At 59.6% G+C, this 24954-nt stretch carries 16 protein-coding genes and 2 tRNA genes; 6 read left to right on the top strand and 12 right to left on the bottom strand.

The window, feature by feature from the left end:
- Positions 1 to 21 precede the first annotated feature (21 nt).
- The 3 genes from purU (at position 22) to BMW97_RS00960 (ending at position 1226) form a co-directional block, all read left to right on the top strand.
- Positions 22 to 864, top strand: coding sequence for a formyltetrahydrofolate deformylase (gene purU, locus BMW97_RS00970; protein ID WP_045908970.1), 843 nt, complete (start codon positions 22 to 24; stop codon positions 862 to 864).
- Between the two features lie 157 nt (positions 865 to 1021).
- Positions 1022 to 1106, top strand: a tRNA-Tyr gene (locus BMW97_RS00965).
- 35 nt (positions 1107 to 1141) lie between these two features.
- Positions 1142 to 1226: transfer RNA gene (locus BMW97_RS00960), tRNA-Tyr, on the top strand.
- Positions 1227 to 1303: 77 nt separating this feature from the next.
- Here the strand turns inward: BMW97_RS00960 and BMW97_RS00955 are convergent.
- Entirely contained in the window at positions 1304 to 1747 is a 444-nt protein-coding gene (locus BMW97_RS00955) for an Lrp/AsnC family transcriptional regulator (protein WP_021240337.1), read from the bottom strand.
- Positions 1748 to 1854: 107 nt separating this feature from the next.
- Between BMW97_RS00955 and BMW97_RS00950 the strand changes: the two genes are divergently transcribed.
- On the top strand, positions 1855 to 2751 hold the full coding sequence (locus BMW97_RS00950) for a DMT family transporter (RefSeq protein WP_045908971.1): 897 nt from the start codon (positions 1855 to 1857) through the stop codon (positions 2749 to 2751).
- On the opposite strand, the gene narI is transcribed toward BMW97_RS00950, so the two are convergent.
- The 5 genes from narI to BMW97_RS00925 form a co-directional block, all read right to left on the bottom strand.
- Positions 2748 to 3425 (bottom strand): respiratory nitrate reductase subunit gamma, encoded by a 678-nt coding sequence (gene narI / locus BMW97_RS00945; RefSeq protein WP_023312107.1) that lies wholly within the window; start codon positions 3423 to 3425, stop codon positions 2748 to 2750. The two genes, BMW97_RS00950 and narI, sit on opposite strands and share 4 nt — an antisense overlap.
- On the bottom strand, positions 3425 to 4135 hold the full coding sequence (gene narJ, locus BMW97_RS00940) for a nitrate reductase molybdenum cofactor assembly chaperone (protein ID WP_045908972.1): 711 nt from the start codon (positions 4133 to 4135) through the stop codon (positions 3425 to 3427). The genes narI and narJ overlap by 1 nt, the downstream gene beginning before the upstream one ends.
- The gene (narH, locus tag BMW97_RS00935) at positions 4132 to 5667 is read right to left on the bottom strand and encodes a nitrate reductase subunit beta (protein WP_045908973.1); all 1536 of its coding nucleotides are present in this window, start codon (positions 5665 to 5667) and stop codon (positions 4132 to 4134) included. Before narH ends, narJ begins: the two co-directional genes overlap by 4 nt.
- Complete coding sequence (locus tag BMW97_RS00930; RefSeq protein WP_045908974.1) at positions 5664 to 9407, bottom strand: nitrate reductase subunit alpha; 3744 nt, start codon at positions 9405 to 9407, stop codon at positions 5664 to 5666. The genes narH and BMW97_RS00930 overlap by 4 nt, the downstream gene beginning before the upstream one ends.
- A gap of 379 nt (positions 9408 to 9786) precedes the next feature.
- On the bottom strand, positions 9787 to 11184 hold the full coding sequence (locus BMW97_RS00925; protein ID WP_045908975.1) for a NarK family nitrate/nitrite MFS transporter: 1398 nt from the start codon (positions 11182 to 11184) through the stop codon (positions 9787 to 9789).
- Positions 11185 to 11493: 309 nt separating this feature from the next.
- Between BMW97_RS00925 and narX the strand changes: the two genes are divergently transcribed.
- Positions 11494 to 13290 carry a nitrate/nitrite two-component system sensor histidine kinase NarX gene (narX, locus tag BMW97_RS00920; protein ID WP_045908976.1) on the top strand — a complete coding sequence of 599 codons (1797 nt, stop codon included), beginning with the start codon at positions 11494 to 11496 and terminating at the stop codon, positions 13288 to 13290.
- On the top strand, positions 13283 to 13933 hold the full coding sequence (gene narL / locus BMW97_RS00915; RefSeq protein ID WP_045908977.1) for a two-component system response regulator NarL: 651 nt from the start codon (positions 13283 to 13285) through the stop codon (positions 13931 to 13933). Before narX ends, narL begins: the two co-directional genes overlap by 8 nt.
- 3 nt (positions 13934 to 13936) lie before the next feature.
- Here the strand turns inward: narL and BMW97_RS00910 are convergent, their stop codons facing one another.
- The 6 genes from BMW97_RS00910 to BMW97_RS00885 are packed head-to-tail and all read right to left on the bottom strand — an operon-like array spanning position 13937 to position 24839.
- On the bottom strand, positions 13937 to 15343 hold the full coding sequence (locus tag BMW97_RS00910) for a YchO/YchP family invasin (RefSeq protein WP_045908978.1): 1407 nt from the start codon (positions 15341 to 15343) through the stop codon (positions 13937 to 13939).
- 47 nt (positions 15344 to 15390) lie between these two features.
- Positions 15391 to 17916 (bottom strand): nitrate reductase, encoded by a 2526-nt coding sequence (locus BMW97_RS00905; RefSeq protein ID WP_045908979.1) that lies wholly within the window; start codon positions 17914 to 17916, stop codon positions 15391 to 15393.
- Positions 17913 to 21899, bottom strand: coding sequence for a nitrite reductase large subunit NirB (gene nirB / locus BMW97_RS00900; protein WP_082087745.1), 3987 nt, complete (start codon positions 21897 to 21899; stop codon positions 17913 to 17915). Before nirB ends, BMW97_RS00905 begins: the two co-directional genes overlap by 4 nt.
- Positions 21900 to 21912: 13 nt before the next feature.
- Positions 21913 to 22701 carry an ABC transporter ATP-binding protein gene (locus tag BMW97_RS00895; RefSeq protein ID WP_045908980.1) on the bottom strand — a complete coding sequence of 263 codons (789 nt, stop codon included), beginning with the start codon at positions 22699 to 22701 and terminating at the stop codon, positions 21913 to 21915.
- Positions 22702 to 22710: 9 nt separating this feature from the next.
- Positions 22711 to 23589 (bottom strand): nitrate ABC transporter permease, encoded by an 879-nt coding sequence (gene ntrB / locus BMW97_RS00890; protein ID WP_045908981.1) that lies wholly within the window; start codon positions 23587 to 23589, stop codon positions 22711 to 22713.
- A gap of 2 nt (positions 23590 to 23591) precedes the next feature.
- Positions 23592 to 24839, bottom strand: a complete 1248-nt coding sequence (locus BMW97_RS00885) for a CmpA/NrtA family ABC transporter substrate-binding protein (RefSeq protein ID WP_045908982.1) — start codon at positions 24837 to 24839, stop codon at positions 23592 to 23594.
- Positions 24840 to 24954: the final 115 nt, after the last annotated feature.

The raw sequence follows: 24954 nt of genomic DNA, 5'->3' as shown, positions 1-24954 counted from the left end.
TACAAACAGGATTTCCCGGCGATGCAATCATTACAACGTAAAGTTCTGCGCACCATCTGTCCCGATCAAAAAGGGCTGATCGCACGAATTACCAACATTTGCTACAAACATGAACTGAATATCGTGCAGAACAACGAGTTCGTTGACCACCGTACCGGCCGCTTCTTCATGCGTACCGAACTGGAAGGTATTTTCAACGACACCACGCTGCTGGCCGATCTTGACAGCGCGCTTCCGGAAGGCTCCGTGCGCGAATTGACCCCTGCGGGCCGACGCCGCATCGTGATCCTGGTGACCAAAGAAGCACACTGCCTGGGTGACCTGCTGATGAAGGCCAACTACGGCGGTCTGGACGTTGAAATTGCTGCCGTGATTGGCAACCACGAGACGCTGCGTACGTTGGTCGAGCGCTTTGATATTCCGTTCGAGCTGGTCAGCCATGAAGGCCATTCCCGCGAAGAGCACGACGATCTGATGGCGCAGGCCATTGAAGCGCATAACCCGGACTATGTGGTGCTGGCGAAATACATGCGCGTGTTAACGCCATCTTTCGTGGCGCGTTTCCCGAACAAGATCATCAACATCCACCACTCGTTCCTGCCGGCCTTTATCGGCGCGCGTCCATACCACCAGGCCTACGAACGCGGCGTGAAGATCATCGGCGCGACCGCACACTACGTGAATGACAACCTGGACGAAGGTCCCATCATCATGCAGGACGTGATTCATGTGGATCACACCTACACCGCTGAGGACATGATGCGCGCAGGCCGTGACGTTGAGAAGAATGTGTTAAGCCGCGCGCTGTATCAGGTGCTGGCTCAGCGAGTCTTCGTTTACGGTAACAGAACCATCATTCTTTAATCTTTCGGAAAATGAATTGATTAGCTTTGCGCCTTTACGGATAAAAAGCAGGCAAACAACTTCGTTTCCCTAAAGGAATGCTTTACAGGGGCGTCTCATTTGATATGATGCGCCCCGCTTCCAGCAGGAAGCAGGCCAGTAAAAAGCATTACCCCGTGGTGGGGTTCCCGAGCGGCCAAAGGGAGCAGACTGTAAATCTGCCGTCATCGACTTCGAAGGTTCGAATCCTTCCCCCACCACCATCTCTCAGCACGACCTCAAAATTTGAATTACCCCTGGTGGGGTTCCCGAGCGGCCAAAGGGAGCAGACTGTAAATCTGCCGTCATCGACTTCGAAGGTTCGAATCCTTCCCCCACCACCATCACTTCCTCAGCATAAAAAAACCAAGTCCGCCTTTGTAGGCCGGGTAAGGCGCAGCCGCCACCCAGCGAAAAATGGCTACATCGGCGGCAAACGACGCCTGACAGGCGAACTCTTCACAATCGACGTATTACACTGAGCATGCTCTGCCAGACCGTCCAGCAGCGCATCCAGTTGCTCTATCGATCGCACCACCAGCCTAATCACAAAGCAATCTTCCCCGGTCACTTTGTCGCTCTCAATACACTCCGGCATCGCCTGAATGTACTTATCCACCTTATGCAACAGACCCGGTAAGGGGCGAACCCGTACCAGCGCCTGCAGCGTATACCCCAGCGCCGCCAGATTCACCCGTGCACCATAACCCTGGATCACACCGCGCTCTTCCAGCCTCTTCAGGCGTTCTGCCGTGCTGGGGGACGTCAGACCGATGCGGCCGCTGAGCACCTTCAACGACATGCGCGCATCCTCAACCAGACAGGCTAAAATTTGTCGGTCGATATCATCGATAAGGCATTCCATTCTTTTCACCTAATTTTAAAAAGTCATTTACCTTTTCAACCTTATATCACCCCTGTAAAACCCGACAGCGATTTTCGACAATAGCGTCATTAATCAGGAGGTGAAAGATGCGTGATTTACATAAAGGCGTCTGGCAAATGAGCCTGGCGATGTTAATTTCCGGCTCTATCGGCGCGTTTGTTTTGCTCTCCGGTCTGCCGGTGACGGAAGTGGTGTTCTGGCGCTGTCTTATCGGGGCTATGGCGCTTTTTATTTTTATCCGGGTCAGTCAAAAGCCCTTTAGTCCCCTCACCCGCACCACGCTGCTGCTGGCTATTCTCGGCGGCGTGGCGCTCGTGGTGAACTGGCTGCTACTCTTCGCAGCCTATGAGCGGATCTCGATTGGCCTTTCGACCGTGGTCTATAACACCCAGCCGTTTATGCTGGTCTTGATGGGGATGTTTTTAGGGGAACGCGTTAGCCTGGTGAAATGGGGCTGGTTGTTCCTCGCCTTTGGCGGCGTGGTGATACTGCTCTCCAGCGAGCTGACCGGCGCGCATGGCGGTGAATGGCTCGCCGGAATCGGTCTGGCCATGGCCGCGGCCTTCTTCTACGCGCTAACGGCCATGATTGCCCGCAAGCTGAAATCCATCGCACCGCAGCATATCGCCTTTATCCAGGTACTGACGGGCGTCGTGATGCTTTTGCCATTTGCCAGCCTGCCGTCATTTTCCGGTGATTTCCCGTGGCCGATCCTGCTCACGCTGGGCATTGTCCATACCGGCATTATGTACCAGTTGCTCTACAGCGCGCTTCAGAAGCTGCCGACGCCCATTACCGGCTCCCTGTCGTTTATCTATCCGGTGGTAGCAATTGTGGTTGATAATCTGCTGTTCGGACATGCGCTGAGCCTGACGCAGCTGGCAGGTGGCGCGCTTATCCTGTTTGCTGCCGCGGGTAACAACCTGGGCTGGGGCGAAAAAAAACCCCGCGAGTGCGGGGTTGGTATCAAAACGGCAAATTAGCGACGGGCGCGTACTATCTGGTATTTGCGCGTCAGGTACTCCACCGGCGCGCTCCAGATATGCACCAGGCGGGAGAACGGGAACAGCACAAACAGCGTCATCCCCAGCACCAGGTGAACACGGAAGATAAACGCTACGCCGTCCAGGTGCGCAGACGCTCCGCCGTGGAAGGTCACCACGGACTGCGCCCAGCCCACCAGCTTCATCATTTCACTGCCGTCCATATGCTGCGCCGAGAACGGAATGGTCAACAGACCCAGCGCGCACTGCACCATCAGCAGGGAGAGGATCAGGATGTCCGCAGCGGTCGTGGTAGCACGCACGCGTGGGCTGAACAGACGACGTTTCAGCAGCAGCAGGCCACCGACTAAGGTCATCACCCCGCAGGCACCGCCGGCGATCATCGCCATCTTCTGCTTCACCTCAATCGGTAGCCACGCTTCATACATCCAGTGCGGCGTCAGCATCCCGAGGAAGTGACCGGCAAAAATGCCCAGAATACCGATGTGGAACAGGTTAGAGCCCACATGCATCCCTTTGCGATCCAGCATCTGGCTGGAGGCGGCACGCCAGGTGTACTGGCCGTAGTCATAACGCAGCCAGCTTCCCACCAGGAACACGGTGCCCGCGATATACGGGTAAATGTCAAAGAAGAACATATTCAGGAAGTGCATTAGTGCCGTCCTCCGTTAGAGATATTCAAATATTGCGGGGCCACGGCACCGGCAAAACGACGCTGATGCGCTGAGATTTCAGATTCCCCGCAGTTCTGGTCAGCAAAGAATTTCACCTGCTCTTCTTCCCATACCGCATCCAGCGCCTGTGGCGTATCGTCACGGGCTTCATCGGCGATTTTCTCCGCCACTTTTTCACTGTCGACCGCGGCGTTGGCCAGCTTCACCAGCAGATCGAACAGCACCGCATAGCGGCTCTCACGCTGCTGAAGACGCGCGCCGAGCAGCGCCAGGATCGGCGCGATGTCCTGCAGACCACCCAGCGCCTCCTCTTTCGGCAACTGCGCCAGATACTCCAGATAGAGCGGCAGATGGTCCGGCAGCTCGCGGCTGTCGAGCTGCAGGCCGTGCTGTTCGTACTGGGCCATCAGATCCACCATCGCCTGACCACGGTCGCGGGATTCACCGTGAACGTGTTCAAACAACAGCAGGGACGTTGCACGTCCACGGTCAAACAGCTGGCTGTAGTCCGCCTGCGCGTCCAGAAGGTCGCGCGCTAACAGGTCGCGGAGGAAAACGCCAAGCTTCTGGGCATCCTCTTTATCCAGGTTTTCTGAAGACGCGAGTGCATCAAAGAGTTCCTGCTGATGCTGCGCAAGCGCCGCATCCGGGTACTCAAGCAGTCGAGAAACAATGACAAGTTCAATCATGAGTGCGGCTCCGTTTTACTGGTCACATCCATGGCGTCGATGCGGCGGCTGTTGAACAGGTTGAATTTGCTGTCTGACCCGTGGCAACCGTCGCCGAAGCTAAAGCCACAGCCGTTTTTCTCCGGGAAGGCTTCGCGGGCCAGCTCACGGTGGCTGCTCGGCACCACGAAACGGTCTTCGTAGTTGGCAATCGCCAGATAGCGGTACATCTCCTGCGCCTGCGCTTCAGTCAGACCAACCTCTTCCAGCGCGCGGGTATCGGATACGCCGTCCACGGTTTCGGCACGCTTGAAGTGGCGCATCGCCAGCATTCGTTTCAGCGCCAGCAGGACCGGCTGGGTATCCCCTGCGGTCAGCAGGTTTGCCAGGTACTGCACCGGAATGCGCAGGCTCTCCACATCCGGCAGAATGCCGTTGCTGCCCAGCTCGCCCGCGTCAGCGGCAGACTGAATCGGCGACAGCGGCGGCACGTACCAGACCATCGGCAGCGTGCGGTATTCCGGATGCAGCGGCAGGGCCAGCTTCCAGTCCATCGCCATCTTGTACACCGGAGACTGCTGCGCGGCGTCAATCACGCTCTGCGGAATGCCGTCCTTCAGCGCCTGCTCAATGATCTTCGGATCGTTCGGATCGAGGAACACGTCCAGCTGACGCTGATACAGATCTTTCTCGTTTTCGGTGCTCGCTGCGTTTTCAATCGCGTCCGCGTCGTACAGCAGCACGCCCAGGTAGCGAATACGGCCTACGCAGCTTTCGGAACAGACGGTCGGCATACCGGCTTCGATACGCGGGTAGCAGAAGATGCACTTCTCAGACTTACCGCTCTTCCAGTTGAAGTAGATCTTTTTGTACGGGCAGCCGGTGATGCACATACGCCAGCCGCGGCACTTGTCCTGATCGATCAGCACGATGCCATCTTCTTCACGCTTGTAGATGGCGCCGCTCGGGCAGGTCGCCACGCACGCCGGGTTAAGGCAGTGCTCGCACAGGCGCGGCAGATACATCATGAAGGTGTTTTCGAACTGGCCGTACATCGCCTTTTGCATGTTCTCGAAGTTCTGGTCTTTGGCGCGTTTCTCAAACTCGCCGCCCAGAATCTCTTCCCAGTTTGGACCGCTGGTAATTTTGTCCATGCGCTGACCGGTGATCAGCGAGCGAGGACGGGCGATCGGCTGGTGTTTGCCTTCCGGCGCGTTGTGCAGATTCTGGTAGTCGTAATCAAACGGCTCGTAGTAATCATCGATGCCCGGCAGATGCGGGTTAGCGAAGATTTTTCCCAGCAACATCGCACGGTTACCCATGCGCGGCTGCAGTTTGCCGTTGATTTTGCGGATCCAGCCGCCCTTCCACTTCTCCTGGTTTTCCCAGTCGGTCGGGAAGCCGGTGCCCGGCTTGCTTTCCACGTTGTTGAACCAGGCGTATTCCATACCTTCACGGCTGGTCCAGACGTTTTTACAGGTGACCGAGCAGGTATGGCAGCCGATGCATTTATCCAGATTCAGCACCATGCCGACTTGTGAACGAATTTTCATTTTACGCTCTCCTGTACCTGGTCATTACCTTCGCCGTCTAACCAGTTAATATTCTTCATCTTACGTACCACCACGAACTCATCGCGGTTCGATCCTACGGTGCCGTAGTAGTTAAAGCCGTAGGCCAGCTGCGCATAGCCACCGATCATGTGGGTCGGCTTCGGCGTAATGCGGGTCACGGAGTTGTGGATCCCGCCGCGCTGCTCGGTGATCTCTGACCCCGGCAGGTTAACGATACGTTCCTGCGCGTGGTACATCATGGTCATCCCGGCCGGTACGCGCTGGCTCACCACCGCACGCGCCGTCAGGGCACCGTTGCTGTTGAACACTTCGATCCAGTCGTTATCTTCAATACCCAGATCTTTGGCATCCGTTTCGCTCATCCAGACAATCGGACCGCCGCGCGACAGGGTCAGCATCAGCAGGTTGTCGCTGTAGGTGGAGTGGATCCCCCACTTCTGGTGCGGCGTCAGGAAGTTCAGCGCCTTCTCCGGGTTACCGTTCGATTTCGCGCCCATCACCGCTTTCACGGAGCGGGTGTCGATTGGCGGACGGTACACCAGCAGGCTTTCACCGAAGTCGCGCATCCACTGGTGATCCTGATAAAGCGACTGGCGGCCGGACAGGGTGCGCCATGGGATCAGCTCGTGAACGTTGGTGTAGCCGGCGTTATAGGAGACATGCTCGTCTTCGAGGCCAGACCAGGTCGGGCTGGAGATAATCTTACGCGGCTGGGCCTGAATATCGCGGAAGCGGATTTTCTCTTCCTCTTTATTCGTCGCCAGGTGCGTATGGTCACGACCAGTGAACTCGCTCAGCGCTGCCCAGGCCTTCACCGCCACGTGGCCGTTGGTTTCCGGTGCCAGGGTCAGGATCATCTCTGCCGCATCAATTGCCGTGTTCAGCATTGGCTGGCCTTTGGCCGGACCGTCCGCTTTGGTGTAGTTGAGCTTGCGCAGCAGGTCCATTTCGCTCTGGGTGTTCCAGGCGATCCCTTTCCCGCCGTTACCGATTTTCTCCATCAGCGGGCCGATAGAGGTAAAGCGCTCGTACGTTGCCGGGTAGTCACGTTCAACCGGAATGATGTGCGGTGCGGTCACGCCCGGGATCAGATCGCATTCGCCTTTTTTCCAGTCCTTCACGTCCAGCGGCTGCGCCAGTTCGGCAGCAGAGTCGTGCTGGATGGGCAGCGTCACCACGTCGGTCTCTTTGCCGAGGTGCCCCACGCAGACTTCGGAGAATGTCTTCGCGATGTCTTTGTAGATCTCCCAGTCGCTTTTCGATTCCCACGCCGGGTCAACGGCCGCAGACAGCGGATGAATAAACGGATGCATATCCGAGGTATTCATGTCGTCTTTTTCGTACCAGGTCGCGGTAGGCAGCACGATGTCGGAGTACAGGCAGGTACTGGACAGGCGGAAGTCGAGGGTGACCACCAGATCCAGCTTGCCGTCGAGACCGTTGTCTTTCCACTCCACCTCTTCCGGCTTCACGCCGCCCTGCTTGCCGAGATCTTTACCCTGGATACCGTTTTCGGTACCGAGCAGGTATTTCAGCATGTACTCGTGGCCTTTACCGGACGAGCCCAGCAGGTTGGAGCGCCAGATGAACAGGTTACGCGGATGGTTTTTACCGTTCTCCGGCTGTTCCGCCGCGAAGCGGATTGAGCCTTCCTTCAGCGATTTCACGGTGTAATCCACCGGTGACATGCCCGCTTTCTTCGCCGCTTCCGCAATGCGCAGCGGGTTAGTGCCCAGTTGCGGCGCAGACGGCAGCCAGCCCATACGCTCGGCGCGCACGTTGAAGTCAATCAGATGGCCGCTGTAGCGGGATTTATCCGCCATCGGCGACAGCAGCTCCTGCGCGGTGACCGTCTCGTAGCGCCACTGGCTGGAGTGGTTATAGAAGTAGGAGGTGCTGTTCATGTGGCGTGCCGGACGCTGCCAGTCGAGGGCAAACGCCAGCGGCTGCCAGCCGGTCTGCGGACGCAGTTTTTCCTGGCCCACATAGTGCGCCCAGCCGCCGCCGCTCTGTCCAACGCAGCCACAGAAGATCAGCATGTTGATCAGGCCACGGTAGTTCATATCGAGGTGATACCAGTGGTTCAGACCCGCACCGACGATGATCATTGAACGACCATGGGTTTTGTCGGCATTTTCCGCGAACTCGCGGGCGATACGCACGATCTGCGCGCGTGGAACGCCGGTGATCTGCTCCGCCCATGCCGGGGTATAAGCCTTCACGTCGTCATAGCCGGTGGCGCAGTTTTCATCACCCAGACCGCGTTCCAGGCCGTAGTTCGCCATAGTCAGGTCATACACGGTGGTCACCAGGGCGCTAGAGCCGTCGGCCAGCTGCAGGCGTTTCACCGGCAGCTTGTGCATCAGCACGTTTTTCAGTTCAACCTTGTTGAAGTGCTCGGAACCTTCACCGCCGAAGTACGGGAAGCCCACCTCGGCGATCTCGTCCTGGCTACCCAGCATGCTCAGGCGCAGCTCCGTCTCTTCACCGGTCGTGCCGTTACGCTGCTCAAGGTTCCACTTGCCCTTCTCGCCCCAGCGGAAGCCGATAGAGCCGTTTGGCGCCACCAGCTCGCCGTTGCTGTTATAGGCAACGGTTTTCCACTCTGGGTTATTTTCCTGGCCCAGCGCGTCCACCAGATCGGCGGCGCGCAGCGTACGGCCTGCTGCGTAGTAGCCGTCACGCTCTTCGAGCATCACCAGCATCGGCATGTCGGTGTAGCGACGGACGTAGTCGGTGAAGTACTGGCTTGGTTTATCCAGATGGAACTCGCGCAGCATGACGTGGCCCATCGCCATCGCCATCGCCGCATCGGTACCCTGCTTCGGTGCCAGCCACAGATCGCACAGCTTGGCGATTTCGGCGTAGTCCGGGGTCACCGCCACGGTTTTGGTGCCTTTATAACGGACTTCGGTAAAGAAGTGCGCGTCCGGCGTACGGGTCTGCGGCACGTTAGAGCCCCAGGCGATGATGTAGCTGGAGTTGTACCAGTCCGCGGATTCCGGCACGTCGGTCTGTTCGCCCCAGGTCTGTGGAGACGCCGGCGGCAGGTCGCAGTACCAGTCGTAGAAACTCAGGCAGGTACCGCCGATTAAAGAGAGATAGCGCGCGCCGGAAGCGTAAGAGACCATCGACATCGCCGGGATCGGCGAGAAGCCCGCCACGCGGTCAGGACCGTAGGTTTTCACGGTGTAGACGTTGGAGGCGGCAATCAGCTCGTTCACCTCTTTCCAGGAGGAACGCACAAAGCCGCCGCGGCCGCGAGCCTGCTTGAAGCTTTTCGCTTTATCCGCGTCTTCAATGATAGAGGCCCAGGCATCCACCGGATCGCTGTGCTGCACTTTCGCTTCACGCCACATTTTCATCAGGCGCTTGCGCATCAGGGGGTATTTCAGACGGTTCGCGCTGTAGAGATACCAGGAGTAGCTGGCGCCACGCGGGCAGCCGCGCGGTTCGTGGTTCGGCATATCCGGGCGGGTGCGCGGGTAGTCGGTCTGCTGCATTTCCCAGGTCACCAGACCGTTCTTAACGAAAATCTTCCAGCTACATGAGCCGGTGCAGTTCACGCCGTGGGTCGAACGGACGACTTTGTCATGCTGCCAGCGCTGGCGGTAACCGTCTTCCCAGTCCCGGTTGGTATCCAGAACCTGGCCGTGCCCATCGGCAAACGTTTCGCCCTTCTGCTTGAAGTAGCGAAACCGGTCCAAAAATTTGCTCATCGGGTATCTCCTGTGTGGAGCCTGTGGCTCTCTAAATCGACATTGCTGATTTGCAGCGAAGGTAACGCCCTGAAAGAGGGGGAGAATTGATAACGATCAAGACGGCGAGGGACTTTCAGGCGAGGGGTTACACCGAATACCACCAAAGCGGTACCATTTAAAATTTCATATCCATATGAAATATATCGTTATTTTTAATTTATCGTACAAACCACCAGGCAAAATTTAACCTCGCAGGTATTAAGGGGTAGAGCGCCCTGTAAAGCGATGGCGATCACAGTGCTGCCTGCGGATTTCCTCGGCATGCCAATCAGTATGTTGTAACTATTTTGATGCCAAAAAAACGCGGCCCGAAGGCCGCGTAAACGGATAATCATACTTACTTATTTTTCTTGGTATTACGGCCATATACCAGCCACGTAATCACGACGCAGGCGATATAGAAGACGAGGAAGACTTTCATGGCACCGGCCGGAGAGCCGGTCAGGTCCAGAGAGATACCGAACGCTTTCGGGATAAAGAAGCCGCCAATCGCGCCGATGGCGGAGATAAAGCCCAGCGCCGCAGCCGTATCCGTTGCCGCTTCGCGCATGGCCTGTTCTTCGCTTCCGCCCTGCGCTTTTACGCGGTCCATGGTCAGCTTACGGAAGATCACGGAGATCATCTGGAAGGTGGACGCGCTCCCCAGCCCGGCCGTCAGGAACAGCACCATAAACACGCCGAAGAAGGCGATGAAGTTACCGCCCTGTCCGTCGGCCGGCAGCGTGAGGAACAGCAACGCACAGAAGACCGCCATCACGACGAAGTTAACCAGCGTCACGCGGGTACCGCCCAGACGGTCAGACACCATGCCACCCAGCGAGCGAGCAAGGGCGCCAATAAATGGGCCGAAGAAGGCGAATTGCAGGATCTGCACGTCCGGGAACTGCGTTTTCGACAGCATCGCGAAGCCCGCCGAGAAGCCGATAAACGAACCGAAGGTCGCCAGATACAGCAGCGCCATCACCCAGAGGTGTCCACGCTTCAGCACCGGCAGCTGTTCGCTCAGCGACGCCTTCGACGCGGACAGGTCATTCATAAAGAACCAGGCTGCGAGGGTGAAGACCACGAGGAACGGTACCCAGATCCAGGCTGCGTTTTGCAGATAGAGGGAAGAACCGTCCGCCTGCTCAACGCCACCGCCGCCAAAGGCTGCAAAAATGGAGACCGAGATCGCCAGGGGAGCGATCAGCTGCATCACGCTCACGCCCATATTGCCCAGACCGCCGTTAATCCCCAGCGCGCCGCCCTGCTTCGCTTTCGGGAAGAAGAAGCTGATGTTGGCCATGCTGGAGGCGAAGTTCGCCCCGGCAAAGCCGCACAGCAGGGAGATAATCACGAACACGCTGAACGGCGTGGAGGTATCCTGCACCGCGAAGCCCAGCCACACGCAGGGGATAATCATGATGCCCGTACTGAATGCCGTCCAGCGACGGCCGCCAAAGACCGGCACCATAAACGCGTAAGGGACGCGCAGCAGCGCGCCTGACAGCGACGGCAGCGCGGTCAGCATAAACAGCTGATCGGTCGTGAACGTAAAGCCGACTTTGGGCAGGTTTACCGCCACCGCGCTAAACAACATCCATACGCAAAACGCTAATAACAAACACGGCACGGAAATCCACAGATTTCGGCTTGCTACACGATGGCCGCGCTGTTGCCAGAACGCCGGATCCTCTGGACGCCAGTCAGTAATAACGGCACCATTTTCCCTTTCGGGAGCGGATGAGTGACTCATAGACACCTCTGATTCTCGAATGATGCTGCAAACATTAGGGTTTTAGGGCGGCGGTAAGTTGATATAAATCAAAGGAAAAGTGGGAGGATTTGCGGCACAAAAAAAGGTGTTATCCTTAGTGAGTAGGCTAATTCGGTAAAAAAGACGTGGTTTTTCACGGCACTGACGATTCCCTGCAACGCCCACCTCTTGCCCCCTACTCCGTTGGCAATTTAGGGGTAATCCTTTATTGGTATGGGTATACTCCAGGGTATGCACCAGAATAGCGCCATTCCTGCAAGCAGGCCACGTCAGGAGCACGCCCACTCAATGTTAAAAAGATGCTTATCTCCGCTAACGCTCGTGAATCAGCTCGCCCTGATTGTTTTGCTGTCCACCGCCATCGGCGTGACCGGCATGGCGATCTCCGGCTGGCTGGTACAAGGGGTACAGGGTAATGCGCATGCCATCAACGAGGCAGGCTCACTACGCATGCAGAGTTATCGCCTGCTGGCGGCGGTTCCCCTGACGCAGGACGATCGGCCTTTAATCGATGAAATGGAGCGCACGGCGTTCAGCCCCGAGCTGGAAAACGCCGCTATCCGCGCAGGCCAGCAATCCCAGCTTAAGGCCCTTCAGGGGTACTGGCACACCCAGCTGCAGCCCGGCCTGAAACAGGCGCGCAGTACAGAAGCCGTTGCCCAGGACGTGGCGGGGTTTGTCTCCCGCATTGATGCGCTGGTCTCCGCTTTTGACCAGACGACCGAATTACGCATTGACCGGGTGGTGATAGTACACCGGGCCATGGCCCTGTTTATGGGCCTGCTGCTGATCTTCACCATCGTCTGGCTCCGCGCGCGGCTGTTAAATCCCTGGAAACAGCTGCTGGCAATGGCCCGCGCGGTGACCGCACGCGATTTTACCCAGCGCACGCACATCAGCGGGCGCAACGAGATGGCCATGCTCGGCCAGGCACTCAATACCATGTCGGCAGAGCTCTCCGAGAGCTACGCGGTGCTGGAACAGCGCGTTCAGGAAAAAACGGCCGGGCTGGAGCAGAAAAACGAGATCCTCTCCTTCCTCTGGCAGGCCAACCGTCGGCTGCACATGCAGGTGCCGTTGTGTGAACGTCTTTCGCCGGTGCTGAACGGCCTGCAAAATCTGACCCTGCTGCGTGACCTGGAGCTACGGGTCTACGATGTGGAAGACGAAGAGAACCACCAGGAATTTACCTGTCAGTCCGATATGTCCTGCGATGACAAAGGCTGCCATCTTTGCCCTCGCGGCCTGCCGCCGCTGGCCTCCGGCGGCACGACCCTGAAGTGGCGCCTGACGGACAGCCACACCCAGTACGGCATTCTGCTGGCCACCCTGCCAACCGGACGCCACCTGAGCCACGACCAGCAGCAGCTGGTGGATACGCTGGTTGAACAGCTGACGGCCACGCTGGCGCTCGACAGGCATCAGGAAAAACAGCAGCAGCTTATCGTCATGGAAGAGCGCGCGACCATCGCCCGCGAGCTGCACGATTCCATCGCCCAGTCTCTCTCCTGTATGAAAATGCAGGTGAGCTGCCTGCAGATGCAGGATGCGGAGATGCCCGAAAGCAACAAACAGCTGCTCAGCCAGATCCGCAACGAGCTAAACACCTCCTGGGTGCAGCTGCGCGAGCTGCTGACCACCTTCCGCCTGCAGCTGACCGAGCCGGGCCTGCGCCCGGCGCTGGAATCAAGCTGTCACGAATTTAGCGCCCGGCTGGGGTTCCCGGTGAAGCTGGATTATCAGCTGCCGCCGCGGTTTGTCCCCTCCCATCAGGCCATCCATCTACTGCAGATCGCCCGCGAAGCGCTGAGCAACGTGCTTAAACACGCTGAAGCAACGGCGGTCACGGTCACCGTCAGCCAGCACGACAATCAGGTGAAACTGACGGTTCACGATAACGGCCGCGGCGTGCCGGAAAATGCCGAACGCACTAACCACTATGGTTTAATCATTATGCGAGACCGCGCCCAAAGCCTGCGCGGTGATTGCCAGGTTCGCCGGAGAGAAACGGGCGGCACGGAAGTTGTCGTCACCTTTATTCCCGAGAAACCGCTCACAACTGCTCAAGGAGAAACCCATGACTAATCAGGAACCGGCATCCATCCTGTTGATCGACGACCATCCGATGCTGCGTACTGGCGTGAAACAGCTGGTCAGCATGGCACCCGATATCACCGTGGTGGGCGAAGCCAGTAACGGTGAACAGGGCATTGAGCTTGCCGGATCCCTCGATCCCGATCTGATCCTGCTCGATCTGAATATGCCGGGCATGAACGGTCTGGAGACCCTCGACAAGCTGCGGGAAAAATCGCTTTCAGGCCGCATCGTCGTCTTTAGCGTGTCGAACCATGAAGAGGACGTGGTCACGGCGCTGAAGCGCGGTGCGGATGGCTATCTGCTGAAAGACATGGAGCCGGAAGATCTGCTTAAGGCGCTGCAGCAGGCGGCGGCGGGCGAGATGGTGCTCAGCGAAGCCTTAACGCCGGTCCTGGCCGCCAGCCTCCGTGCCAACCGCGCCACCTCTGACCGTGACGTCAGCCAGCTCACGCCGCGCGAGCGCGACATTCTCAAGCTCATTGCCCAAGGCCTGCCGAACAAAATGATCGCTCGCCGCCTGGACATCACCGAAAGCACGGTGAAAGTGCACGTGAAGCATATGCTGAAGAAAATGAAGTTAAAATCTCGCGTTGAAGCCGCCGTGTGGGTGCATCAGGAACGCATCTTCTAAGGACTACTCCTCCGGCAGCAGCTTCCAGCGCGGATCGTCGTCAGGCAGTGCGACCAGCGGCTGCACCACGGCCAGCGTGATCTCATTGGACGAGACGCGCTGGCCTTTCTCATCTTCCACCACCGCCGACAGGTGCCAGCGGTTTGTCGCCCCTTCCCGATCATCCCAGGCAGGGATAATCACGCTCCAGCCGTCTGCGCTGTCACTTTTGGCCGGTGACGTCAGGCTCAGTGCCTGCGTATCGCCCTGCCAGTGGATCTGACGGATGCCGTGCGTGCTGCGAACCTGCAGCTTCAGCATCACGGTCTCACCCCCTTTCAGATCCCACGGCGGCGTGGCCAGCCAGACGGATAGCGTTTTACGCTGGCGGAACTCCATCACCGGCAGGCTGGTGCGCTCAGGTGAGTCGTAGCGGCTGCCGCGCAGGGAGCGCGTGGCGGCGACCTCATCGGCGGATAGCTGCTTTGCCAACGGCACGCCAAAGCGGTAGTTGAGCTTCAGTCCGAGGTTATTCTGGCTCTCGCCGCTTTCGCCCTGCTTGTGCCCGGCGGTCAACGTCACCAGCGGAACGGGGGTATAGTTAAGCCCCAGATTGACCGCAACCGGGTTGTGGTACCCGGTGCCGCTGTTGAACAGGTCGACGTTATCGCCAAAATATTGCTCAAAGCTGACGCTGGTATTCAGATGATGGAACCACGGCAGCCAGGCTTTAGCGGTCACGTCATATCCGCGCGCCATGCGCTGCTCCTGAACGTCAGATCGCGCGCGCCATCCGGCAAAGGGCTGATAATAGTTCGCTGACAGGCGCAGATTTTCCCCCCACGCTTCCGCCCCCAGCCCGGCACGCTGCAGGTTTTCATCCAGAAGATTATCGTAAAAGGTGTTGTAGCCCAGCAGCCACTTCCCGGCGACCCAGCGCTGACCGATTCCGGCATTGCTGACCAGGCCATCCGTCTGCTGCGTCAGGCCAAGCTGGCTCCAGCTCAGGTAGCGGTTAGTATCATTCCACGGGATAAACCAGCTCCCGCTGCTGCCGTTAAATTTGCCGTCGTTATCCACCAGCAGGTTCACGCTGGCGTTTCCCCAGGGCGACAGCCAGGACTCAATCTGCTGGTTCACTTCCCCGCTTACCGCGTCGCGCACCTGACCAAAGGCAAACTGACGCGCCTGCTCGCCGGTCGTCAGGCCATTGTCGGTCATGCTGGCTTCACCAAAGGCTTTCGCCATTTCGGCCAGATGTTTTTCCCCTTCGCCGGTGGGCGCCGCCATGCCGAGGTCGGGCAGACTGTCCCCGTTATTATCAAAGGGGTGCTGCGCCTGATGCATAAAGGAATTCGGCGCACCGTGAACGGCTCCGGCCGTAAGAAGGGGGAGTAAAAACAGCAAACGAATGCGGGACGATACAGCCATCAACGTCGTCAATAAGAACCTGTGTTTATGAATAAACTCTTATTATGTTAACGCGATAAGCCCTGAAATGCAGTCCTGGCGGACATTTCAGGATTATCCTGAAACAGCCCTTTCAGCTCCGGCACGCAGGAACCACAGTTCGTACCACAGCGCAGCTTAGCTCCCAGCGCGGTGACGGAATCACACCCTCCGGCAATCGCCTCCCGTATCGCCTCTTCCCCGACGCTGAAACAGCTACAGATAATGCGTCCCGGATCCGTCGCCCTCCCGACGCTCTGCCCGTTCAACAGGGCGTGGCGTTCTGCGGGCAGCACGGGTGGTGAATGAAAAGCGGCTTCAATCACCGTATGCGCCAGCGCCGGTAACGCGGTACCTTCCCAGAAACCCAGCATAAGCTGGCCTTCATACCAGGCCAGCACGCTGCTGCGTTCACCGGCCTGAGCAACCTGCAGTTGCCAGCCCCGGCCGCTGGCGTATTCCATTACCCACGACAGCAGCGGTTTATCGCATGCCACCGTCAGGCGTGAAGCTTTACGCCACCAGTAAACCGGAGAGGGCATTTCCAGTCCTTCGCGGGCATAGAGTTCTCCCTGCCAGGCGGGCTGCCAGGGCTGGATTCTGACGGCGGTTTGTTTACTCTCCGGCTGCCCCGAAACCGGATCGCAGCGCCCTTCCACCAGCGCATTCACCTTTCCCTGGCGGGCAAACTCAGCGTTCCAGTGCATCGGGGCAAAAGCGTTCCCTTCACGCTGAGCGTCGCTGATGCGCACTCTTGCTACCATGACGCCGCGCGGCGAACTGATGCGCGCCAGCTGGCCGCCGCACAGGGAAAACCGAACGGCGTCTGTGGGGCAAACCTCAACAAAGGGTTCGGCGATATGCTGCATGAGTCTGGCCACATATCCTGTTCGCGTCATGGTATGCCACTGATCGCGGATGCGCCCGGAGTTGAGAATCAGCGGGTACAACGCGCTGACCGTCGCACCGTGCGACTGTGGGTCAACGGGAACAATGTTTCGGCACGGAAAATCCCCCCCAGGCCACTGCCAGGGCTCAAGCCGCTCCCACTCCTCACGGGTTAACGTAGCCAGGTCGTGAAGGTTTAAGGCCCGCGCACCGTCATTTTCAAAGGCCGTCAGCGCCGCATGCTCGCAAAAAATCTCGTGGGGATGCTGCCAGGCAAAGGCGTCGCCGTGCCCCAGCCGTTTCGCCACCTGCGCGACGATCCACCAGTCCGGCTTTGCCTCACCGGGCGCGGGCAGAAACGCGCGCTGGCGCGAAATGCGTCGCTCGGAATTGGTTACCGTACCGTCCTTCTCTCCCCAGGCCAGCGCCGGAAAGCGAATATGGGCAAACCGGCTGGTGTCGGTATCGTTCATCACCTCAGAGACAATGACCAGCGGGCAGCGCCCCAGCGCCTGACACACCGCGTGGCTGTCCGGCAGCGAGACGGCAGGATTGGTGCCCATGATCCACACCGCCTTCACCTCGCCGCGGGCAATGGCGTCAAACAGCTCCACCGCCATCAAGCCCGGCGTCTGCGCAAGCCGTTCCGTTCCCCAGAAACGCGCCACCCGCGAGAGATCGTCCGGCTCAAAGTTCATGTGCGCCGCCAGCTGATTTGCCAGCCCGCCCACCTCTCTTCCGCCCATCGCGTTTGGCTGTCCGGTCAGCGAAAACGGGCCGCAGCCCGGACGGTTAAATTTCCCGCTGGCAAGGTGCACGTTAATGATGGCGCTGCATTTGTCGCTGCCGCTGGAGGACTGGTTGATTCCCATGGTGTAGAGCGTGATGGCCCTGGGCGCCGTCATAAACCAGTCGTAAAACGTACCAATATCCTGCGGCGAGAGGCCGCAAAACGCCGCCACGCGGGATATCGGCCACGCGTCCGTTCCCTGAATCACATTGAGCAGACCGACGAACAGCCCGGCGTCGCTGCCGGGAGTGAGCGCCAGATGCAGGTCAGCAATATCACAGGAGGCGGTTCTGCGCGGATCGATGACCACCACTTTCATCTCCGGATTGTTGTGCTTTGCCTGTACCAGGCGCTGATACAGCACCGGATGCGTCCAGGCCGCGTTTGAGCCCACCAGCACCACCAGATCGCTGTTTTCCACATCCTCGTAGCTGCACGGCACGACATCTTCACCAAAGGCGCGCTTGTAGCCCACGACCGCCGATGACATGCAGAGCCGGGAGTTGGTATCAATGTTCGCCGCGCCGATAAACCCTTTCATCAGCTTATTGGCGGCGTAATAATCCTCGGTAAGCAATTGCCCGGACGCATAAAACGCCACCGCCTGCGGCCCCCATTTGTCGATAATGTCCTGGAGGCGCTCGCCTGCCGCTCCCAGCGCCTGCGCCCAGGCCACCTCAGCACCGTCAACAACGGGGCGCAGCAATCGCCCCTGTAACCCCATTGTTTCCCCCAGGGCCGATCCTTTCACGCACAAGCGGCCAAAGTTCGCAGGATGGGTTTCATCCCCCCGAACGCTGACCGTTTCACCGTCCACGCGGGCGACCACGCCGCAGCCTACCCCGCAGTAGGGACACGTTGTCCGGGTTTCCGTCATGAGGCCTCCGCACGCATTACCAGGGCATCATTACCGACCCACACCTTGCCGTTCTCAATTTTGACCGGCCAGGCGCGCACCGCGGGTTCGCCGTTCTCCACCTGACAGCCGTCGCGCAGGCGAATACGCTGCTTGTAGAGCGGAGAGATCACCACCGGCTCCCCCGCCGCATCGCCAAGAATGCCTCGGGAAAGCACGTTCGCGCTGCTGCCAGGCTCCCGGTCGTCAAGGGCATAGACGGTTTTGCCAAATCGGAACAACGCAATCGGCTTACGCCCAAGCCGCGCGCCAATGCCCGCCTGCTCGGGGATATCGTCGATGCCACAGATTTCCTGCCAGCGTTTACCTTGATCCGCTGTGATGTCGTTCACCGTCGTGCGGAACAGCGCCAGACGGTTCGGATCGTTAAGCGTGGTTTGCCATTCGCACTGGTAGGTCTCCACCACCCGGGCCATCTCCTGCTCCAGCTCGTGGGCGATGCCCAGGCTATCGTTGAGGATCACCTCCCGAAGGTAGTCGAGACCGCCTTCCAGGTTGTCCATCCAGGTGCTGGTGCGCTGCAGGCGATCCGCCGTGCGGATGTAGAACATCAGGAATCGATCGACGGTGCGGATCAGCGTGTCATCATCGAGATCGCTGGCGAAGAGATCCGCATGGCGAGGCTTCATGCCGCCGTTGCCGCACAGGTAGAGGTTCCACCCCTTATCGGTGGCAATCACCCCCACGTCTTTACTCTGCGCCTCGGCGCATTCGCGGGTACACCCTGAGACCGCCATTTTGATTTTGTGCGGTGCGCGCAGGCCTTTGTAACGGTGCTCGAGCCTGACTGCGAGGCCGGTGGAGTCCTGCACGCCGTAGCGACACCAGGTCGACCCGACGCAGGATTTCACCGTGCGCAGGGATTTGCCGTAGGCGTGCCCGGTTTCAAATCCGGCTTCCACCAGCGCCTGCCAGATCTCCGGCAGTTGTTCGAGCGTGGCGCCAAACAGGTCGATACGCTGGCCGCCGGTGATTTTGCTGTACAGTCTGTAGCGTTTCGCAATCTGGCCGATGGCGATCAGCCCGTCGGCGGTCACTTCCCCCGCAGGCATGCGCGGTACGATGGAGTAAGTACCGTCCTTCTGGATATTGGCGAAGTAGCGGTCGTTGGTGTCCTGCAGCGGCAGGTGTGCCGGTTTCAGCAGATACTCGTTCCAGCAGGAGGCGAGCACTGACCCCACCAGTGGCTTACAAATTTCGCACCCGTGTCCCTGACCGTAGCGGCTAATGAGCTGGTCAAAGGTGCGGATATGGTTGACGCGCACGAGGTGGTAAATCTCCTGACGCGAGTACGGGAAGTGTTCGCAGATGTCCTTTTTCACCTCCACGCCCTGCGCCGCCAGCTGGAACTCCATCACCTGCTTCACCAGTGCGCTACATCCTCCGCAGCCGGTCGCCGCTTTGGTGCACTGCTTAATCGCGCCGATATCCGTTGCGCCCGCACTTACCGCCTGACAGATATCGCCTTTGCTGACGTTATGACACGAACAGATTTGTGCGCTTTCCGGCAGCGCTGCCACGCCGAGCGCTTTTGGCGCACTGCCTGAAGACGCGGGTAATATCAGCGTTTCCGGCTCTTTTGGCAGGGCTATCCCGTTGAGCATCATCTGTACCAGCGTGGCGTATTCACTGGCATCACCCACCAGCACGCCGCCGAGCAGCGTTTTGCCGTCGTGGCTGACCACGATTTTCTTGTAGATTTGCTGCGGGCCGTGCGTCCACTGGTAACTCAGCGCCCCCGGCGTGCGCCCGTGAGCATCGCCGAAAGAGGCCACGTCCACGCCCAGCAGCTTGAGTTTGGTGCTCATATCCGCGCCGGCGAAGATGTTCTCCTCTCCCGCCAGCGCGGCGGCGGCCACCCGCGCCATCTGGTAGCCGGGCGCAACCAGCCCGAAGATTTTCCCTTCCCACAGGGCGCATTCACCAATGGCCAGCACGTCCGGATCGGAGGTCTGACAGCGGTCGTCAATGCCGATCCCGCCGCGCTCGCCGATAGCCAGCCCGCTGCTGCGCGCCAGCGCGTCCTGCGGACGAATGCCTGCAGAAAAGACCACCATGTCTGTTTCAAGCTGTTCGCCATCGGCAAAGCGCAACACCAGCCCGCCGTCCGCCGTGGCGATCTCCGTTGTCGCTTTACTGGTGTGAACGCCGACGCCCAGCGCCTCAATTTTCTTGCGCAGCATCGCCGCGCCGTCGTTGTCGAGCTGGACCGCCATCAGATTGGGCGCAAACTCCACCACGTGAGTTTCCAGCCCGAGCTGCTTCAGGGCATTCGCCGCCTCCAGCCCCAGCAGCCCGCCGCCAATCACTACACCCCGGCGTGAGCCCGCCGCATGCGCCGCAATCTTGTCCAAATCGTCAAGGGTGCGGTAGACAAAACAGCCCGGCAAATCGTGGCCCGGCACGGGCGGCACGAACGGGTATGAGCCGGTCGCCAGCACCAGCTTGTCCCAGTGGGTTTCGTGCCCGCTGGCGCTACGCACCACGCGCGCGTCGCGATCGATAGCGACAATCTGCTGCGACAGGCGCAGCTCAATGCCGTTGTCGGCAAAGAAATCCCCCTCCACCAGCGAAAGCGACGCCGCACTGCGGCCGCCAAAATATTCCGACAGATGCACGCGGTCGTAGGCGGCATAGCGCTCCTCGCCAAAGACAACGATCTGATACTGCTGATGCAGATTGCGGTTAACGCAGTCTTCGAGAAAATGATGGCCGACCATACCGTGCCCAACCACCACCAGAGTAGGTTTTGTCATAGCGTTCTGTCCTGCAACCTGCGGTTGCGTAGTGAAACGATCGAACAGCCAGTCCGCGTGCGCGGGCGCAGCCGTTGCCAGTAATTCGGTAAATGTCGCCGCGCTGCGGCAGTCACCCATCAGCAGCACGCCAGCCAGCGCCCCCTGATGGATCAGTAAACGACGATAGTGACGGGTCAGCGGATCCCATGCGCTCCAGACCACATCGCCCTTCTGCTCTGCCGCGCGACCAAGGCTGAACAACTCCACGCCGGTCACCTTGAGGCGCATGCCGTTGTCGGTCAGGGCAAATGGCGCGGTGACGTCTCCGGCCAGCCGTGCGGCGAGGATATCCGCCTGCGCCAGACAGGGGGCGACCAGGCCAAACGTCTGGCCGTCAATTTCACAGCATTCGCCAATGGCGTAGACGTCCGGCACGGAGGTTTGCATTTGGTGATCCACCTCGATGCCGCGCGCGCAGCGAATGCCGCTGGCCTGCGCCAGTACGACGTTAGGCTGCACGCCCGTCGCCAGCACCACGCGCGCGGCGGTGACGCTGCGTCCGTTCAGCAGCGTCACGCTATTCCCGTCAATCGCCGCGATGCCAGAGGCGAGCTCACAGCGCACGCCCCGCGCCGCCAGCGCCTCTTCCAGCAGCACGCCCGCCTGCTCATCCAGTTGCTGCTCCATCAGCCACAGACCGCGATGAACAAGGATGACGTTGTCCCCTGAGCGCGCCAGCGCTGCCGCCGTCTCAACCCCGAGCACGCCGCCGCCCAGCACTACCACCGGACCGGCGATCGCCCCTATGGCCCGGATATCCTCAAGGGTACGGAACGTGAAGACATGCGGCGCATCGCAGCCGGGAATTGGCGGAACAAAGGGCGTTGATCCGGTGGCAAACACCAGCGCATCCCAGCCCAGCGTGCGGACGGTGGTTTGCACTTCCCGCGTGTCCACATTCACGGCGAGCGCCTTTTCGCCCCGCAGCACCGTCACGCCCCGTTCCTGGTACCAGTCGTCATTCTGAAGACTGATGCCCGCCGCCGTTTTTTCACCGCCCAGCACCGGCGAAAGCTGGATGCGGTTATAGGCATGCTCCGGCTCGTCACCGATGACGGTAATTGCGAAACGATCGGCAGCACGCCCGGTGAGCGAGGCAATCAGCCGCGTGGCCGCCATGCCATTTCCGATAATGACCAGTCGCATCAAAGCCCCCTCGCTACGCCGCTTTCGGCTGCTTTTCATAGAGGAAATGCAGGATCTGCTGGCGCATGTGGTGATAGCGGCTGTCGTCAGCCAGCTGCACCCGGTTACGCGGGCGCGGCAGGTCAACGTGCAGGATCTCCCCGACGGTCGCCGCCGGGCCGTTGGTCATCATCAGCACGCGATCGGAGAGCAGCACCGCCTCGTCCACGTCGTGGGTAATCAGCACGATTGTGGTGTTCAGCGCCTGCTGGATCTGCATCACCGAGTCCTGCAGATGGGCGCGCGTCAGCGCATCCAGCGCGCCGAAGGGTTCATCCATCAGCAGGACTTTCGGCTTCATCGCCAGCGCGCGGGCAATCCCGACGCGCTGCTTCATGCCGCCGGAGATCTCCCCCGGGCGCTTGTGCAAGGCGTGCCCCATCTGTACGCTGTCGAGGTTGTGCTCAATCCACTCCCGGCGCTCCGCCTTGCTCATGCTGTGGCGAAACACGTGATCTACCGCCAGGGCCACGTTGTCGAAGCAGGTGAGCCACGGTAGCAGCGAATGGTTCTGGAATACCACCGCGCGCTCCGGACCCGGCCCGGCAATTTCGCGGTTGTCGCAAATCAGCCCGCCTTCCGTCGGCAGCGTGATCCCAGCGATAAGATTAAGCAGCGTCGATTTACCGCAGCCGGAGTGCCCAATCAGGCTGACGGTTTCGCCCTCATGGATATCAAAGGAGACGTTCTGCAGCGCCAGAAATTCGCCGCTGGCGGTGGAAAAACGCTGGCTCACGGCCTGGACCTGGATTAATGGTTTCATGTTCGCTCCTTATTTTTCCTGCCAGCTAAAGCGACGGGCGATCAGCATCAGCCCCTGCTCGAGCAGCAGCCCGACCACGCCAATGATGACGATGGCGATGAGAATGTTTTCGACGTTGAGATTGTTCCACTCGTTCCAGATCCAGAAACCGATCCCTAAACCGCCGGTCAGCATCTCGGCGGCGACAATCACCAGCCAGGCGATGCCAATAGAGAGGCGCACCCCGGTCAGCACCGCGGGCAGCACCGCCGGGAAGAGAATGCGGCGCATGATGGTCCACTCTGAAAGCTGCAGCACCCGGGCGACGTTAAGGTAGTCCTGCGGAATACACCGCACGCCTTCGGCGGTGTTGATCACCATCGGCCAGATGGAGCAGATAAAAATGGTCCAGCTCGACGCGGGCTCCGCTTTCTGGAACAGCAGCAGGCCGATGGGCAGCCAGGCCAGCGGGCTAACCGGGCGTAACAGCGCGATCAGCGGGCCGAACATGCGCGAAAAAAAGGTGAAGCGGCCAATCAGGAAACCAAGCGGGATCCCGGCGAACGCGGCCAGGCCAAACCCCACCGCCACGCGCTGTAATGAGGCGAGCACGTTCCAGCCGATGCCCATGTCGTTTGGCCCGTCGCGATAAAACGGATCGGCAAACAGGGTAATAGCGGAATCGAGCGTGCTGAGCGGCGTCGGGAAACCTTTGCTGTTAATCGCCGCCAGCTGCCAGAGCACCACCAGCAGTCCCAGCCCCAGAAAAGCCGGAATGATGCGCTGAAGGATCGCGTTAATACGACGCACAAACGTCGGCGTACGGCGGCGAACCTGCACCGGAGGCAGGAGAATCACCTCTCCACTCTCCGGCGTCTCGTGTGATTTTGTCTTTTGCAGATGCTGCATAATCAGGCCCCTTTACGGTGAATGGCGAAACGGCTGGCGTATCCTTCCGGGTCGGTACCGTTCCAGACGGTGCCGTCCATCAATGTGCTGCTGCGTAGTGGTGAAGTCGGTGTGGTAATGCCCCCCACCGCCGTGGCTGCATCCTGCCAGACCGCCGTCTGGTTAATGCGCTGTGCGATGCCCGTATAGTCCGGGGCGGCTTTGAGCAAGCCCCAGCGGCGGAACTGGGTTAAGAACCACATGCCGTCGGAGTGATACGGGTAGCTGACGGCCCCCTCGTTGAAGAAGCGGATCGGGTGCGCGTCCTGCCAGCGCTGGCCCAGGCCGTTGTCGTACTCGCCGAGCATGCGTCCGGTGAGATACTGCTCTTTGCAGTTGAGCCACGCCCGGCGGGAGAGGATCTGCGCGGTTTCGCGTTTGTTTTCCGGGGAGGCCTCAATCCAGCGCGCCGCCTCCAGCACTGCGCTCACCAGCGCCCGGGCGGTGTGCGGATTTTTCTCCACCCAGTCGCGACGCGTCCCGAGGATTTTTTCCGGATGGTCGGCCCAGATAGACTGCGACGTGGCGGCGGTAAAACCGATGCGGTCGTTGATGGCACGCGCGTTCCACGGCTCGCCGACGCAAAAGCCGACCATGTTGCCAATGCGCATGTTCATCACCATCTGCGGCGGCGGCACCACCACCGTACGCACGTCGTCAAAGGGGTGAATGCCCGCGCTGGCCAGCCAGTAGTAGAGCCACATGGCGTGCGTCCCGGTCGGGAAGGTGTGCGCGAAGGTATAGGTGCCAGGCGCCTGCTGCCCAATCAGCTTTTTCAGCCCGTCAAGGTCACGAACGCCCTTCTCTGCCAAATCGCTGGAGAGCGTAATCGCCTGGCCGTTCTGGTTGAGGGTCATCAGGTTAGCCATCTGCTGTGGCTTGCCAGCGATGCCTAGCTCCAGTCCGTACAGCAGGCCGTAAAGAATGTGCGCGGCATCGAGTTCGCCCGCCACCAGCTTGTCGCGCACCGCCGCCCAACTCGCCTCTTTGGTGGGCAGTATGGTAATACCGTATTTTTTATCAAACCCTTTCAGCGCAGCGATAACCACCGGGGCACAGTCGGTCAGCGGGATAAACCCGATGCGCACTGTTTCCTGCTCCGGTTTATCCGAGCCTGCCGCCCATGCGGCCTGCATGACACCCGGCAACAGAATTGCACCACTCGCCAGCATGCTGGCCTGCAAAAAACGCCGTCTCGACAAATCCGCCATGACCACTCCTGAAAAAAAACCAAAAAAAAGCGCCCACGGTGCCGAAGCACCAGTGGACGCCTTTATCCCGAAGACGGATGCACCGCCGTTGGCGCATCGTCAAAAATGGTTAATC

The sequence above is a fragment of the Enterobacter sp. NFIX58 genome (genome assembly GCF_900110475.1).
GTDB lineage: Bacteria > Pseudomonadota > Gammaproteobacteria > Enterobacterales > Enterobacteriaceae > Enterobacter > Enterobacter quasiroggenkampii.
The sequence above is the reverse complement of the archived record's forward strand: the minus strand, read 5'-3'. Positions and strand labels throughout refer to the sequence as shown.